Origin of the sequence: Actinomadura livida, from assembly GCF_014648675.1 — a bacterium.
In the GTDB taxonomy this organism is placed as follows: domain Bacteria; phylum Actinomycetota; class Actinomycetes; order Streptosporangiales; family Streptosporangiaceae; genus Spirillospora; species Spirillospora livida.
Genome location: NZ_BMRO01000002.1, coordinates 1 through 14,776 on the forward strand (window position 1 = coordinate 1; position 14,776 = coordinate 14,776).

13 protein-coding genes are annotated in these 14,776 nt (G+C 73.0%); 6 read left to right on the forward strand and 7 right to left on the reverse strand.

All coding sequences use genetic code 11. The annotated features are described in order from the left end of the window. Positions 1-69: 69 nt before the first annotated feature. The 5 genes from IEZ03_RS03340 to IEZ03_RS03360 form a co-directional block, all read right to left on the reverse strand. Positions 70-681: a TetR/AcrR family transcriptional regulator gene (locus tag IEZ03_RS03340; RefSeq protein WP_184883962.1), complete on the reverse strand. Its 612-nt coding sequence runs from the start codon at positions 679-681 to the stop codon at positions 70-72. Positions 682-685: 4 nt separating this feature from the next. After that, complete coding sequence (locus IEZ03_RS03345; RefSeq protein WP_184883965.1) at positions 686-1,468, reverse strand: fatty acid desaturase family protein; 783 nt, start codon at positions 1,466-1,468, stop codon at positions 686-688. Next, on the reverse strand, positions 1,465-2,958 hold the full coding sequence (locus IEZ03_RS03350; RefSeq protein WP_221480699.1) for a phytoene desaturase family protein: 1,494 nt from the start codon (positions 2,956-2,958) through the stop codon (positions 1,465-1,467). The genes IEZ03_RS03345 and IEZ03_RS03350 overlap by 4 nt, the downstream gene beginning before the upstream one ends. Positions 2,959-3,121: 163 nt before the next feature. After that, complete coding sequence (locus tag IEZ03_RS03355) at positions 3,122-3,796, reverse strand: DUF998 domain-containing protein (RefSeq protein WP_184883969.1); 675 nt, start codon at positions 3,794-3,796, stop codon at positions 3,122-3,124. Positions 3,797-3,877: 81 nt separating this feature from the next. Further along, positions 3,878-4,681: an ArsR/SmtB family transcription factor gene (locus IEZ03_RS03360; protein ID WP_184883971.1), complete on the reverse strand. Its 804-nt coding sequence runs from the start codon at positions 4,679-4,681 to the stop codon at positions 3,878-3,880. 87 nt (positions 4,682-4,768) lie between these two features. Here IEZ03_RS03360 and IEZ03_RS03365 point away from each other — a divergent pair, with 87 nt between their 5' ends. Next, positions 4,769-5,188, forward strand: a complete 420-nt coding sequence (locus IEZ03_RS03365) for an SAM-dependent methyltransferase (protein WP_184883973.1) — start codon at positions 4,769-4,771, stop codon at positions 5,186-5,188. A gap of 19 nt (positions 5,189-5,207) precedes the next feature. Here the strand turns inward: IEZ03_RS03365 and IEZ03_RS03370 are convergent, their stop codons facing one another. Both IEZ03_RS03370 and IEZ03_RS03375 read right to left on the reverse strand, forming a co-directional pair. Continuing rightward, a complete protein-coding gene (locus IEZ03_RS03370) occupies positions 5,208-5,816 on the reverse strand; it encodes a TetR/AcrR family transcriptional regulator (RefSeq protein ID WP_184883975.1) in 609 nt (202 codons plus the stop codon). Positions 5,817-6,001: 185 nt separating this feature from the next. Further along, complete coding sequence (locus tag IEZ03_RS03375; RefSeq protein WP_184883978.1) at positions 6,002-7,507, reverse strand: hypothetical protein; 1,506 nt, start codon at positions 7,505-7,507, stop codon at positions 6,002-6,004. A gap of 220 nt (positions 7,508-7,727) precedes the next feature. Between IEZ03_RS03375 and IEZ03_RS03380 the strand changes: the two genes are divergently transcribed. The 5 genes from IEZ03_RS03380 to IEZ03_RS37510 form a co-directional block, all read left to right on the forward strand. Further along, positions 7,728-8,672 (forward strand): endonuclease/exonuclease/phosphatase family protein, encoded by a 945-nt coding sequence (locus tag IEZ03_RS03380; protein WP_229807982.1) that lies wholly within the window; start codon positions 7,728-7,730, stop codon positions 8,670-8,672. Positions 8,673-8,796: 124 nt separating this feature from the next. Then, complete coding sequence (locus tag IEZ03_RS03385; protein ID WP_184883981.1) at positions 8,797-10,506, forward strand: acyclic terpene utilization AtuA family protein; 1,710 nt, start codon at positions 8,797-8,799, stop codon at positions 10,504-10,506. A 56-nt stretch (positions 10,507-10,562) separates the two neighbouring features. Continuing rightward, positions 10,563-12,095 carry an acyl-CoA carboxylase subunit beta gene (locus IEZ03_RS03390; RefSeq protein WP_229808070.1) on the forward strand — a complete coding sequence of 511 codons (1,533 nt, stop codon included), beginning with the start codon at positions 10,563-10,565 and terminating at the stop codon, positions 12,093-12,095. A gap of 5 nt (positions 12,096-12,100) precedes the next feature. After that, complete coding sequence (locus IEZ03_RS03395; protein WP_184883985.1) at positions 12,101-14,071, forward strand: ATP-binding protein; 1,971 nt, start codon at positions 12,101-12,103, stop codon at positions 14,069-14,071. Beyond that, positions 14,068-14,776, forward strand: a 709-nt coding sequence (locus IEZ03_RS37510) for an acyl-CoA dehydrogenase family protein (RefSeq protein ID WP_373293538.1), incomplete at its 3' end; no start/stop codon positions are given. The genes IEZ03_RS03395 and IEZ03_RS37510, both read left to right, overlap by 4 nt.

A 14,776-nucleotide genomic window follows, 5' to 3' on the forward strand; every position in this document is an offset into this window, starting at 1 on the left:
TGTGGGAGAGTAGGACGCCGCCGGACTCATATTAGGGGTAAGGGCCCCGCCTCATGGCGGGGCCCTTTCTCATTTCTCGGGTGTCGGATTCCGGCCGGCGAAGGTGTCCCAGAGGATCGCGACCGGCTCGGCGGTGCTGAAGAGCGACTCGACGCGGGAGCGGTCCCCGTCCAGGTGGGTGAGGGTCTGGATACCGAGGAACATCGCCACCGCGATCATGCCGAGTTCACGGGACGGGACGACGCCTGCCAAGGCCGTCCCGCCAACGAGCCGATGCACCGCGGTGGCGGCGAATTCCGACCAGGATTCGACGTGGGCGAGCAGTTCCTCCCGTAGCCGCGGCGATGTCGCCGACGCCGTGAAGAGTTCCTGCACCGCGTCGATATGCCCCTGATCCCGCATGTCCTCGGCGTACAGTTCGCGCAGGCGGGCGAGCAGTTCTGTGGCGTCCGTGCAGGAGCCGAGCGCCTCCTCGTAGCGGTCTCTCCGGGCCTGACTGGTGTGGCGGAGTGCCGCGACGAGCAACGCCTCCAGGTCCTCGAAGTGGTAGTAGATGACGCCGGGCGCGAAGCCGCCGGTCTTGGCGATCGAGCGGGCCGTCGTCCCGCCGTACCCCTCGGCCGCGAGTGTCCGGACGGTCGCTTCGAGGAGACGTTGCCTGGCCTCCGCGCGGGGCGCCATGCGCTCAGATCACCTTCCAGGGCTTGACGCCCGCCTCGGCGAGAACGGGGTCGAGCCGCCGTGCGAGCCGGGCGAGCTGATGGCTCGGCACCTGAGGGTACAGATGGTGCTCCAAGTGGTACGTCAGCTCCAGGAACAGCGCGGGGACGATCCGTCCGCGCAGGGTGCGGGTCTGCGTCAGCGGCGTGTCCCCGTAGTGCCGGTGCGGCAGGTGCACGGTCAGCAGCGGGTAGACCCAGCTTCCCACGATCATCATGACCGCGTACGCGAGGAGGCCCCGGGAGAGCAGGGCGCCGGCGCCGACCGCCGCGATGGGCAATGCCGCCTCCGCCAGCAGCCACACCCGCTGACCGGCCCCGCTGCGCCGGAACGCCCAGCACCACAGCCGGACGAGGAAGACGGGGCCGTAGAGGATCGCGCCGAGCGCCGACAGGTTCGCCGGATGCCCCTCCGGGTCCTCGTCGCTGGGGAACGTCCGATGGTGCTGGAGGTGGGTGGCGCGGTAGGCGTGCCCGCTCTCCAGGAGGACCGCGCCCAGCAGGAACAGCGCCCATTCCGTCGCCCGCCTGCCGAGACCGAGTGACCGGTGGACGACGTCGTGGGTCGCGGTGACGACCGCGACGAAGATCCCGAAGGCGACGACCGGCGTCAGCCACCACCATCCCGCCAGCCACACCGCGACGAACAGGACGACGGCCGCGTAGGGGAGCGACAGGGTGAGGACGCGCCGTGGGCGGGTGGTGACGAGCAGGTCGGAGCCGAGCTCGGACAGCTTCGGGACGGTCATCGCGCCACCGCCGTCCGGCGGGCGGCCTTGAGGGCCTCTTCCGCGACGAGGCGGCTGCCCAGCGCACACGCGACGGTGCCGAGGCCGGGCCAGGTCGAGTCGCCCACGAGCCACAGCCCGGGCACGCCCAGCGAATGCGGGACGGCATTCTGGTTGGTGTTGCCCGGTGCCTGGCGGACGCCGCCTACGGCACCGCCCGGCCGGAACGCGAAACGCTCATAGGAGCGCGGCGTGCCCACCTCCCACACCTGCGCGCGTTCGCCGAGCGAGGGATGGACGCGGCGGGCCAGGCCGACGAGACGTTCCCCGATCTCCTCCTTGCGGGCCTCGTACTCGGCGTCCGGCAGACCGGCCCACTCGTCGAGCCCGGTGTGGGTGGAGATCATCACGGCTCGCCGACCCGGCGGCGCGCTCTCGGTGTCGCCTCGCGCAGACACCGAGATGAACATGTTGTTGCCGTCGCCCAGCGGCCGGTCGTAGTCCTGCAGCAACTGGTGGTGGGTGAACTCCTGGCCGGCCACCTCGTCGTCCGGGACTCCGAGGAAGACGACGATCGCCCCGCCCATGTCGGGTTCGTCCCGCTCCAGGTACGGGCGGAGCGGGCCGGCGAGGTCCGGGACGACGCGCGCGGTCGTGGCGGCGGGCAGGCCGCTGACCACCTGCCGGGCATGGACGACCCCCAGCCTGGTGTGGACGGTGAACGCCCCCGCCCGTCCGGTGACCCGCTCGACCGCGCAGCCGACGCGCAACCCGCCGCCGAGCCCGCGGTAGTGCGCCGCGAACCGCCGCCAGAACCCGCGCATGCCGCCGTCCGCGCGGGTGAGTCCGGCGCCGCGGATGGTGACGCCGAGGGCGGCGTTGATGAGCGGCGCCCGGTCGACGGTGCTGTGCACGGTGTCCTCGACCAGCATCGACAGCAGCCCGACCAGCGGCGCCTCGTCGCGGAGGCGGTGCCGGGCGAGGGCGTCCCCGAGGGTGGAGTTCAGGTGGCGGGCGAGCGGAAGCCCGCGCGGCCCAACGGCCCGCAGGTTGTGCAGGGCGTCCGCGGGGCCGCGCATCGGCAGCCGCACCCCGGCGCGGCTCGCCGTCCAGAACACGTCCGCGAGACGGTCGAGGCTCGCCCAGAACGCGCGGTGCCGGGGAGTGTCGCCCAGGGCGCGGAGCCGCTCCCGGTGCCAGGCGCGGGTGTCGCGGTAGAGCGTGACCTTGCGGTCGGGCAGCCAGCCGACGTAGCCGGGCAGCGCCTCGCCGGGCACCGGGTCCATCCCGATGGCGGTGAGCAGTTCCGCCCCGACCCCGCCCGGCTCGAAGTCCACCATGGTCGTCGCGCCCACGTCGAAGGAGAAGCCCCTGCGCCGGTAGTAGCCGGCGCAGCCCCCGACATGCCCGTGGGCCTCGATGACCATCGTGGACATGCCTGCCGCCTGCAGCCTCGCCGCGGTCGCCATCCCGGCGAGCCCGCCGCCGAGCACGGCCACGTCGCACGACACGGGGAACCGCGCCGCCCTCCGTGGACGATCCGTCTGAACGCTTGTTCTGAACATGAGTTCAGATTCCGTGCGCCTTCTGCCGCCGTCAATGCGCGCGGGCCGGAATGGCCGGAGGTGGCCCCGCCCCGTTCGGGGAGCGGGACCGCCTCGGGCGGTCTGCGGATCAGGCCGTGCCGCGGGCCTCCCGGAGGAACTTCAGCGACAGGACGGCGGCCCACGTCCAGATGGCTGCGCCTCCGGCGAGCATCAGCCGGAAGTCGTCCGCCGGGAACGCGGCCATGCCCAGCACCAGGTACGCGGCCGGTGAGGCGGCGCTGTAAAGCGTCCATCCGGGCCGCCCTTCCCGGGCGAACCGGCGGGCGAACACGACGCATGCGACGCTCAGCGCAAGCCCCATCCCGACCGGTGCGAGGTTGTGCAGCATGCCGTGCCAGCTGACCTCCCCGATGCCGCCGGGCGTCCCGGCGGGGAAGCCTTCCGCCGGGTCGGTCGGGAAGACGCCCGCCCAGATCAGGCTCACGCCATAGGCGGCGATGAGAGCGGTTCCCCAGGTGCGGCCCATCGTCCCCGGTTCCAGGACGCGGCGCAGCCCGGCGGCCGACGCCGCGACGAGGGCTCCGCAGAGCAGGAAGTTGGCGGTCTGAAGCCACCCGTGCTCGCCGAGCGCGAGCATGCTGAGCGGGTGGCGGGCGGCGTCGAACCCGTCCCGCGTCATGGCCTGGGCCACGATCAGCAGGACGAACAGCGGTCCGGCGGGGACACCGCAGGCGAGGAGGGCGCGGGTGGAGGCGCGCGTGGTGCGGGAAGGGGACAGCGGGGGCGTGTGCGCGGAAGGCATGGCGACTCCTGGGGGTTCGGCGGCCGGGCCGGACTGCGCCCGGCCGCCCGATCTCGGAACGAACCGGTCGGCAGGGGATGGTCAGGCGAAGAGGGACTCGCCGGTCTCCAGCAGGGTCTTCAGGTCGCTGAGCGTCTGGCTCCAGCCGCCGCCCGCCTCGGGGATCTCGCCCGCGCCCTGCGCGGCCGTCTGCGGCGCCCCCGTCACGTCGTGGGTGACGGTCAGCCGCGAGACGCCGGAGCCGTCGTCCTCGATCTCGTAGGCCAGCCGCGTGTGCGGCTCGCCGAGGAACAGCGCCCGCCACGTCTGGACGAGCCTGCGCGGCGGGTCCGCCTCGATGACCTCGCCGTCGATGACCACGTCGGGGGCGCCGTGCTCCTTCATCGCCTCGCTGGCGAGGCCGCGGAAGGCGCCGCCGGGGCGCAGGTCGTACTCCACCGGCGCCTGGTAGCCGAACTTCGTCGTCCACTCGGGCTTGGTGATGGCGTCCCAGATCGCCTGCGGTGTCGCCTTGATGTACACGCGGTACACCTGGACGGTCTCGCCGGCGCCGGTCTCGGTCGTCGTCATGTCGGACTCCAGTCGTCTCTTCAGGTCGGCGAGCGCCGCGGCGGGCCGCTCGGTGTACTTGCCGATCCACCGGTCGTGGATCAGCCGGATCGGCACCGGGTTGAGGAAGTGCAGCTTCTCCCGGCCGGAGCGACGCGGGACCACCAGCCCCGCGTCCTCCAGCACCCGCAGGTGCTTGGAGACCCCGAACCGCGTCATCTCCACCTCCGCCTCCAGCTCGCCGAGCGTCCGCCCTTCCCGGGCGAACAGCAGGTCGAGCAGGAACCGGCGGGTCGGATCCGCCAGCGCCTTGAACGCCAGATCGTCGTCGTCCACACCACGAAAATAGGTGACCAAAAGGTCACATGTCAACCATGCTGGAGGAAAGGTGAGAACGTCGGTGGCATGTCCTAGGGTCGGCCCATGTCGCTGTCACCTCGACTTTCCGCGGTCGTCGACGCTCTGCCGCTCGCGCCGGGCATGCGCGTCCTGGAGATCGGCTGCGGGACCGGCGCCGCCGCGCGGGCCGTCGCGGCCCGGCTCGGCACCGGGCACATCCTCGCGATCGACCGGTCGGCCAAGGCGGTCGCGCAGGCGGGGGCCGCCTCCGCCGCCGAGATCGCCGCGGGACGCATGAGCGTGCGGCAGGCGGCGATCGAGGACTTCGAGCCGCGACCCGGCGAAGGTCCGTTCGACCTCGTCTTCGCCGTGCGGGTCGGCGCGCTCGACGGCCGCCATCCGGAGGCGGGCCGCAAGGCCATCGCACGCATAGCCGCGGCACTGGCCCCTGGCGGCCGCCTCTTCATCGACGGCGGCGACCCCCTGCGCGAGGTGTCCGTCTAGAGCCGGGGTGCCCGCGGGGTCAGCGGCCGAGGGCTTGGTCGAGGGTGGTGGCCCATTGGTTGAGCAGTCGGGTGCGGCGGGCCGAGTCGTCGGTGAGCAGGTCGGCGAGCCCGAGGCCGCGGACCAGATCGAGGGTCGCCTGGACCGTCTCCCGGACGCCGGGCACGCTCTCGTCCACGCCGAGCGCCTCGACGGTGAGCCGGTGCGCCTCGCGCCCCACCCGCGCCTCCAGCGGCACGACCTGCTCGCGGAGCTGCTCGTCGGAACTGGCGGCGACCCAGAGCTGCAGGGCGGCGCGGAACAGGGGGCTGGTGTACATCTCGCCGAGCAGTGCCACCACGTCCCCGGTGGACGGCCGGCGCCCGGCCAGGGCGTCCAGGCGCTCCCGCATCTGCGCCATCCGCACCTCGGAGCCGTAGTCGACGGCCGCCGTCACCAGCTCCTCGCGCGTCCGGAAGTGGTGCTGCGCGGCCCCGCGGGAGACCCCGGCGCGCTCGGCGACCACCGCCACGGTCGTCCCCGCCCACCCCACGGACGCCAGGCACTCGACGGCGGCGTCCAGAAGGCGCCGCCTGGTGGCGCGACTGCGGTCCTGCTGCGGTTCCCGGGGCAGTGCCTGCGCGCTCATGACTCCCTCGACTCGGTGCCCCACCAGTCAACCAAACCCGAACCAACCAAACAATCATGCGTGATTGATTTTTTCCATCCTCGACGGGACCGGCGCCTCTCCGCTCGCCGATGGTGAGGGGCGTGCTGAAGGGTGTCGCGCAGGAGGGGCGGCGGGGGCGCGCCGCGCCCCGCCCGCCGGGCGGGTCAGGTGATGGATGCGCCGAAGCGGACTGCGTCTTCGGGGATCTCGTCCTGGCCAGGGGTGAAGAGGACGGGGGATTCTGAGGTGCCCGGCCAGGGGAGGCCGTGTGCGGCGCCCTTGGTGTGGGTCACGTCGTCGGGTGCGCCTACGAGGAGCAGGCCGTGGCGGGTGGACAGTGCGGCGCCGAAGAGGTCCGCGGCCTGCGGAACCAGGCCCACGTCCTCCTGGCTCAGGAAGGTGTCGCCGTTTCCGGGTGCGGTCGCGCTCTGGCCGAAGATCTGCACACCGCCGGCGTCCGCGGCGTCGCCGATGTCCTCGCGGGGGACGCCGACGATCAGCGGCTCGCCCAGGCCGTCCCGCCACGGGCCGCCCAGTTCGAGCACGGACCCGAACTGGTCGCCGGCCTCGGAGGTCCCGGCGGCATCGGTGCTGTTCTGGCTGACGCTCCACCGCTGGGGCATCGGCAGCTCGTCGTCGTCGGTGGCGAACAGGTGCGCCATCCCGGCGTCGGCGACCGAGCCGAAGTCCTCGAACGGGACGCCCACCGCCAGCTGGACGTGCGATGGGCCGTCGTGCTCGCAGTACGAGGCGAGGGCGAGGCCGGCGCCGAACCGGTCGCCGGGTTCGACCGCGCCGTCCACGCCGGGGGAGTCCTGGGACAGCGGGGTGTCGCTCGCCAGATCTCTCGCCAGGTGCACAAGGCCCGCGTCGGCGTTGCCGTCCAGGTCCTCGCCGGGAGCTCCGACGACCAGGGTGTAGCCGTCGACGCCGGTGACGCCGCAGCCGAAGCCGCCCGGCCCTTGGAAGAGTGCGACCGCGGCACCGAATCCGTCTCCGGCCTCCGCGCCGCCGCCGATGCCGGGGCTGTCCTGCGTGATGGTCGCGGCGGTCTCGACTTCGCCGGTGTCCGGGTCGAACGTGACGACGCCCGCGGAGCCCGCGTCCGCCGTCCCGCCCAGGTCCTCCCCGGGCGCGCCGAACGCCAGGGCGGGCTGGGGCGGTCCGTCGCCGGTCGTCTCGTTGACCGCGAGGCCCGCTCCGAACCGGTCCCCCTGCTCGGGGCCGCCCGCGATGCCGGAGGCGCCCTGGTGCAGCACGATCCCGGGGCGGCCGGCGCCCAACCCGCCGGCGGATCCGAAGATCACGTGGACGGTGCCCGCGTCGTCGACGCCGTTGACGGACTCCGAGGGCACCCCGACCACGAGATCGGCGAACGCGTCGCCGTCGGCGTGGATGGCCCGGACGACGGCGCCGAACCGGTCGTCCGCTTCCGGGACCTCCCCGGTTCCCGTTTCGCCCTGGCTCAGCAGGTGCCGCTTACCGGCTCCCACGCCGGTCTCGTCGCCGTAAAGGACGTTGATCCGGCCGGCGCGCACCTTGCCCGCCACCGTGCCCCCCGGATCGCCCACGACTACGTCCCCGCAGCGGTCCCCGTTGAAGTCGGGCCCCTGTGCGGTGGCGCACTGCGCCACCTGCCGCGGTGCCGCTGTGGCATCGGCGGTCGTCACCACCTCCACTGGGACCGCCGCCGCCGTCATTGCGGTGGCCGCGACTAACAGCCTGTTGAGTTTCACTGAGTTCCCCGTCCCCTCTGTGACATTCCACAAAGTGGACGGGGCATCCGCCGAAGTGGTTTACCCGGCGGTAGGGCGGATGGTGTACGCGGTGGTCAGTCCATGATCTATTTGTCCCCTTGGCGGCTCGTTCGCGGGAGGCGGGGGTCAGGTCGTGGGTTCGGTGTGGGCGCGGGGCCGGGTGCTCGCCGCACTGGCGGTGGCGACCGCCGGGCTGCTGGCGTTCCACCGGGCGGTGCCCAACTTCATCGGTCGGCTGGGAAGCCTGCTGGAGACGTTCCTGCCGTGGCTCGGCCTGGCGGTCGTGGCGCTGCTCGGCCTCGCGCTGCTGCGCCGTTCGCCCACCGTGCTCGTCGCCTCCCTGTTGCCCGTCATGGCCTGGGCCTTCCTCTTCGGCGGGCTGCTCCTCCCCGTGGCGAAGCCCGGTCCGCGTGACCTGGTCGTCGTACAGCACAACGTCAGCGACGAGAACACCGACCCGGCGGGGACGGCACGCGCCCTGGCCGCCGCGAAGCCGGACCTCGTGGCGCTGGAGGAACTGACGCACTCGGCCCTGCCGGACTACGAGCGGACCCTCGGCCCGGACCTCCCGTACCACGCCGTCATCGGCACCGTCGGGCTCTGGTCGAAGCACCCGCTGATCGGCACCCGGTCCCTGGACATCAAGCCCCGCGAGATCAAGGGGCCCTGGAGCCGCGGGCTGCGGACGGTCGCGCACACGCCCCACGGGGAGATCGCCGTGTACGTCGCGCACCTGCCCTCGGTCCGGATCCGGCCAGGCGGTCTGGCGTCGGCCTGGCGCGACGCGAGCGCCGGCCTCCTCGGTGCGGCCCTCTCCGCGGAGAAAGTGGAAGCGGTGATCCTCCTGGGGGACCTCAACGGCACGACCGATGACCGCGGGCTCGCTCCGCTGACGTCCCAGCTGAACGTGGCGGAACGCGGGATGGCCTTCAGCTTCCCCGCGGCCTTCCCGCTGGCCCGGATCGACCAGGTCATGGCCCGTTCGGCGACCGTCCCGCACCTGCGCGCCCTGCCCGCCACCGGCAGCGACCACCTCCCGGTCGTCGCCCGGGTACGCCTCCCCGTCCAGCCGGGCTGAGCCGCTGGCTCCGGTGGAGACCCTCCCCGGTTCGTGAGGGGTGACGAGTGCCGCTTCCAGGGCTTCCACCAAAACAATCATGCGTGATTGATTTTTTGCGGGTGGGTCTGGCAGGGTTCTGGGCATGAGCCAACCGCTGCGGGTCGGTAACGCCTCGGGCTTCTACGGCGACCGCTTCGCCGCGGTTCGGGAGATGCTCGAGGACGGGCCGCTGGACGTCCTGACCGGTGACTATCTCGCCGAGCTGACGATGCTCATCCTGGGCCGCGGCAAGATGAAGGACCCCGACGCCGGGTACGCCACCACGTTCCTGCGGCAGATGGAGGAGTGCCTCGGGCTCGCCGTGGAACGCGGCACGAAGATCGTGACCAACGCCGGCGGGCTGAACCCGCGAGGGCTGGCCGACAATCTGCGGGAGCTCGCCGGGCGGCTCGGCCTCGAGGTGCGTGTCGCGCATGTCGAGGGTGATGACCTGCTTGCGCGGGCCAAGGAGTTGGGGTTCGCCGATTCCCGGTACGGGCAGCCGCTCACGGCCAACGCCTACCTGGGGGCGTGGGGGATCGCCGAGTGCCTGCGGCGCGGCGCCGACATGGTGGTGACCGGCCGTGTCACCGATGCCTCCCTGGTCGTTGGGCCGGCCGCCGCGCACTTCGGCTGGGCGCGGGACGATTGGGACGCGCTGGCCGGCGCGACCGTCGCCGGGCACGTGCTGGAATGCGGGGCGCAGGCCACGGGCGGCAACTACAGCTTCTTTGAAGAGATCTACAATGTAAAGGCGCCGGGCTTTCCGCTCGCGGAGGTGCACGGCGACGGCTCCTGCGTGATCACCAAGCACGACGGGACGGGCGGAGCCGTGACGACCGAGACCGTCACGGCGCAACTGCTGTACGAGATCGGCGGGCCGTCCTACGCCGGTCCTGACGTCACGACCCGTTTCGACACGATCGAGCTGGCGGACGACGGCCCCGACCGGGTGCGGATCAGCGGCGTCAAGGGGCTTCCGCCGCCGCCGACCACCAAGGTCTGCCTGAACCACCTCGGCGGCCACCGCAACGAGATGACGTTCGTGCTCACCGGGCTCGGCATCGAAGCCAAGGCGGAACTCGTCAAGAGGCATCTGGAAGCGGCGTTCGGTGACGCGCGGCCGGCCCGTGTCGAGTGGACCCTGATCGGGACAGCCAAGCCCGATCCCGCCGCACAGGGGGAGGCCACGGCGCTGCTGCGGTGCGCCGTCCTCGACCCCGATCCGGCCAAGGTCGGCCGGGCGTTCAGCGGCGCGGCCGTGGAGCTCGGGCTTGCCGGTTATCCCGGCTTCACGATGACGTCCCCTCCGGGGAAGGGCGGCCCGTACGGCGTCTACACGCCCGCGTTCGTGCCCAACGAGACCGTTGAACATGTGGCGGTCACGCACGAGGGCGAGAGCGTCCCGATCCCGCCCGCACCCGCGGTCGCCGATGTGCCTACCGAGGCGGCCGGTGAGGAAGGGCTCTCCACCCAGTCCCCGCTCAGGCGGGTGCCGCTCGGACGGGTTGCGGGCGCGCGGAGCGGGGACAAGGGCGGGGACGCCAACATCGGGGTATGGGCGCGGACGGACGCGCAATGGCGCTGGCTGGAGCCGTTCCTCACCATCGAGCGGTTCCGCGAGCTGCTGCCCGAGACCCGCGACCACACCGTCCACCGCCACGTGCTGCCCAACCTCCGCGCCGTCAACTTCGTCGTCGAGGGGCTGCTGCAGGAGGGCGTGTCGGCCTCGACACGGTTCGACCCGCAGGGCAAGGCCCTCGGGGAGTGGCTGCGGTCCCGCCACGCCGACATCCCGGAGGCACTTCTGTGACGCTGAAGAGCACGCTCGACACGCGCGGTCCCGAGTACCGGGAGCGCCGCGCGGCCATGCTGGAGAAGGTGGCGGCGCTGGACGCCGAGCACGCCAAGGCCCTCGCGGGCGGCGGCGAGAAGTACGTCGAGCGGCACCGCAGGCGCGGGAAGATGCTCGCGCGGGAGCGCATCGAGCTGCTGCTCGACCCCGAGTCGCCGTTCCTGGAGCTGAGCCCCCTCGCCGCGTGGGGCAGCGACTTCCCCGTCGGCGCGAGCGTCGTCACCGGCATCGGCGTCGTCGAGGGCGTCGAGTGCGTGATCGTGGCGAACGACCCGACGGTGCGGGGCGGGGCCAGCAACCCGTGGTCGGTGAAGAAGAGCTTCCGGGCGTCCGACATCGCGCTGGAGAACCGCCTCCCCCTGATCAACCTCGTCGAGTCGGGCGGCGCGGACCTGCCGACGCAGAAGGAGATCTTCATCCCGGGCGGCCGGATGTTCCGCGACCTGACCCGGCTGTCGGCGGCGGGCATCCCCACGATCGCGCTGGTGTTCGGCAACTCCACCGCGGGCGGCGCGTACGTCCCGGGGATGTGCGACTACGTCGTCATGGTCAAGGAGCGCGCGAAGGTGTTCCTCGGCGGCCCGCCGCTGGTGAAGATGGCGACGGGGGAGGAGGCCGGCGACGAGGAGCTCGGCGGCGCGGAGATGCACGCGCGCTCCTCCGGGCTCGCCGACTACATGGCGGCCGACGAGGCGGACGCGCTGCGCCTCGGCCGCGAGATCGTCCGGAACCTCGGCCACCGCAAGCTCGGCCCCGCGCCGGGCCCGGTGGAGGAACCGCTGTACGACGCGGACGAGCTGGCCGGCATCGTCCCCGAGGACCTGAAGATCCCGTTCGACCCGCGCGAGGTCATCGCCCGGGTCGCGGACGGCTCCCGGTTCGAGGAGTTCAAGCCGCTGTACGGGACGAGCCTGGTCACCGGCTGGACCCGCGTCCACGGCTACCCGGTCGGGGTCCTCGCCAACGCGCAGGGCGTCCTGTTCAGCGAGGAGGCGCAGAAGGCGGCGCAGTTCATCCAGCTCGCCAACCAGAGCGACACGCCGCTGCTGTTCCTGCACAACACGACCGGCTACATGGTCGGCAGGGAGTACGAGCAGGCCGGGATCATCAAGCACGGCGCCCTGATGATCAACGCGGTGGCGAACAGCCGGGTCCCGCACCTGACGATCGTGCTGGGCGCCTCGTACGGGGCGGGCAACTACGGCATGTGCGGCCGGGCCTACGACCCCCGGTTCCTGTTCGCGTGGCCGAGCGCGAAGTCCGCGGTGATGGGGCCGCAGCAGCTCGCCGGGGTCCTGTCGATCGTGGCGCGGCAGGCGGCCGAGGCGCGCGGGCAGGTCTACGACGAGGACCAGGACCGCGCGATGCGGGAGATGGTCGAGAACCAGATCGAGGCGGAGTCGCTGCCGTTCTTCCTGTCCGGGCGCCTCTACGACGACGGCGTGATCGACCCGCGCGACACCCGCACCGTCCTCGGCCTGTGCCTGTCCGCCGTCCACAACGCGCCCGTACGCGGAGCCGACGGCTTCGGCGTCTTCCGGATGTGAGCCCGATGATCAGCAGAGTGCTCGTCGCCAACCGCGGGGAGATCGCCCGCCGGGTCATGCGGGCCTGCCGGGGCCTCGGCATCGGGACGGTCGCCGTCCACTCCGACCCGGACACCGACGCGCCGCACGTCCGGGAGGCGGACGTCGCGGGACGGCTCCCCGGGGCGACCCCGGCGGAGACGTACCTGTCGGCCGGGCGGCTCCTCGACGTGGCCCGCGCCGCCGGGGCCGACGCCGTCCACCCCGGGTACGGCTTCCTGTCGGAGAACGCGGAATTCGCGCGAGCGGTGATCGACGCGGGCCTGACCTGGATCGGCCCGCCGCCCGAGGCGATCGCCGCGATGGGCTCCAAGATCGAGGCGAAGAAGCTGATGGCCGCCGCGGACGTCCCGGTGCTGCCCGAGCTGGACCCCGCCCGCGTGACCGGCGCGGACCTCCCGCTGCTGGTGAAGGCGTCCGCGGGCGGCGGCGGGCGCGGCATGCGGATCGTCCGGACGCCGGACGAGCTGCCCGGCGCGGTCGCCGGGGCCCGCCGCGAGGCCGAGTCGGCCTTCGGCGACCCGACCGTGTTCTGCGAGCCGCTCCTGGAGAACGCCCGCCACATCGAGGTGCAGGTCGTCGCGGACGCCCACGGGCGCGTCTGGACGCTCGGCGAGCGCGAATGCTCGATCCAGCGCCGCCACCAGAAGATCGTCGAGGAGGCGCCGTCCCCGGCGGTCGGCCCGGAGCTACGCGCCGCCCTGTGCGAGGCGGCGGCGAGCGCCGCCCGAGCCATCGGCTACACGGGCGCCGGCACGGTCGAGTTCATGCTCGCCCCGGACGGACGCTTCTTCTTCCTGGAGGTCAACACCCGTCTCCAGGTCGAGCACCCCGTCACCGAGTGCGTGTACGGGGTCGACCTCGTCCGGCTGCAGCTGGAGATCGCCGAGGGTGCGCCGCTCCCGGAGGCGGCGCCCGAGCCCCGGGGCCACGCCATCGAGGTGCGCCTGTACGCCGAGGACCCCGCCCGCGACTGGCGGCCCGGCAGCGGCCCCCTGCACACCTTCGAGGTACCGGACGTCGACGCCGAGTTCGCCGTCCCCGCCTCCCACGGGCTGCGGCTCGACAGCGGGGTCGAGGGCGGCGGCGAGATCGGCGTCCACTACGACCCCATGCTCGCCAAGCTGATCGCCTGGGCGCCCACCCGGCGGGCCGCGGCCCGCCGGCTCGCGGCCGGCCTGCGCGGCGCCCGCATCCACGGCCCCGCCACCAACCGCGACCTGCTCGTCCGGATCCTGGAGGAGCCGGGGTTCCTGGACGGCGGCACCGACACCGGATACCTGGACCGGGTCGGCCTCGCCGCCCTCGCCGCGCCGCTCGCCGGGGAGGACGCCGTCCGCGTGTCCGCGCTGGCCGCCGCGCTGGCCGGCGCCGCCGCGGACCGCGCGGCGGCACCGGTGCTCGGCGGGCTCCCGCCGGGGTGGCGCAACGTCCGGTCGCAGCCCCAGCGCAGGACGTTCGAGGGCCCGTCCGGGCAGGTGACCGTCGACTACTACCTGCACCGCGGCGAGCTGGTGTCGGAGCTGTGCCCCGGCACCTCGCTGGTGTCGGCGGCGCCCGGGCGGGTCGTACTGGAGCACGAGGGGCTGCGCGAGACGTTCGCGGTGACCGCGGCCGGCGGCGCGGTGTACGTCGACTCCCGCCTCGGTCCGGTGGCGTTCCAGGCCGTTCCCCGCTTCACCGACCCGAGCGGCCGGATCGCCCCGGGATCGCTCCTCGCGCCCATGCCCGGGACGGTGCTGCGCGTCGAGACCGAACTCGGCGCGCAGGTCGCCGCCGGGCAGACGCTCGTCGTCCTGGAGGCGATGAAGATGGAGCACCGCATCGCCGCGCCGTCCGCGGGGACGGTCGCGGAACTGAACGTCGCGGCGGGCCGGCAGGTGGAGTCCGGCGCCGTCCTCGCCGTCCTCGCCGACACCGAAGGGACCACCGGATGAGCTTCGCCGAGACCGAGGAGCGGCAGGCGCTGCGCGCCGCGGTCGCAGAGCTGGGCGCCAAGTACGGCGCCTCCTACTACGTCGAGAAGGCCCGCGCGGGGGAGAAGACCGACGAGCTGTGGGACGAGGCGGGGCGCCTCGGCTACCTCGGCGTGAACGTCCCCGAGGAGTACGGCGGCGGAGGCGGCGGGATCGGCGACCTCGCCGCGGTGTGCGAGGAACTGGCCGCGGCGGGCTGCCCCCTGCTGCTCATGGTCGTCTCCCCGGCGATCTGCGCCACGATCATCGCGCGCTCCGGCACCGACGACCAGCGGCGGCACTGGCTCCCGCGGTTCGCGGACGGGTCGGTGAAGATGGCGTTCGCGATCACCGAGCCCGACGCGGGCTCCAACGCGCACCGCATCACCACGACCGCGCGCCGGGACGGCGACGGCTGGGTCCTGAACGGGCAGAAGACGTTCATCTCCGGCGTGGACGAGGCGGACGCCGTCATGTTCGTCAGCCGCACCGAGGACCAGAAGGGCAACCTGCGCCCGTCCCTGTTCATCGTGCCGACCGGCGCGGACGGCTTCGGCCGGACGCCGATCGGCATGGAGATCGTGTCGCCGGAGAAGCAGTTCATCTGCCACCTCGACGACGTCCGGCTGCCCTACGACGCGCTCGTCGGCGACGAGGACGGCGGCCTGCTGCAGCTGTTCGCGGGCC

Excerpts from the sequence above, each read along its gene's own strand:
- IEZ03_RS03340 (WP_184883962.1), bottom strand. The coding sequence starts at position 681 with ATGGCGCCCCGCGCGGAGGCCAGGCAACGTCTCCTCGAAGCGACCGTC.
- IEZ03_RS03345 (WP_184883965.1), bottom strand. The coding sequence starts at position 1,468 with ATGACCGTCCCGAAGCTGTCCGAGCTCGGCTCCGACCTGCTCGTCACC.
- IEZ03_RS03355 (WP_184883969.1), bottom strand. The coding sequence starts at position 3,796 with ATGCCTTCCGCGCACACGCCCCCGCTGTCCCCTTCCCGCACCACGCGC.
- IEZ03_RS03365 (WP_184883973.1), top strand. The coding sequence starts at position 4,769 with ATGTCGCTGTCACCTCGACTTTCCGCGGTCGTCGACGCTCTGCCGCTC.
- IEZ03_RS03370 (WP_184883975.1), bottom strand. The coding sequence starts at position 5,816 with ATGAGCGCGCAGGCACTGCCCCGGGAACCGCAGCAGGACCGCAGTCGC.
- IEZ03_RS03385 (WP_184883981.1), top strand. The coding sequence starts at position 8,797 with ATGAGCCAACCGCTGCGGGTCGGTAACGCCTCGGGCTTCTACGGCGAC.
- IEZ03_RS03390 (WP_229808070.1), top strand. The coding sequence starts at position 10,563 with ATGCTGGAGAAGGTGGCGGCGCTGGACGCCGAGCACGCCAAGGCCCTC.
- IEZ03_RS03395 (WP_184883985.1), top strand. The coding sequence starts at position 12,101 with ATGATCAGCAGAGTGCTCGTCGCCAACCGCGGGGAGATCGCCCGCCGG.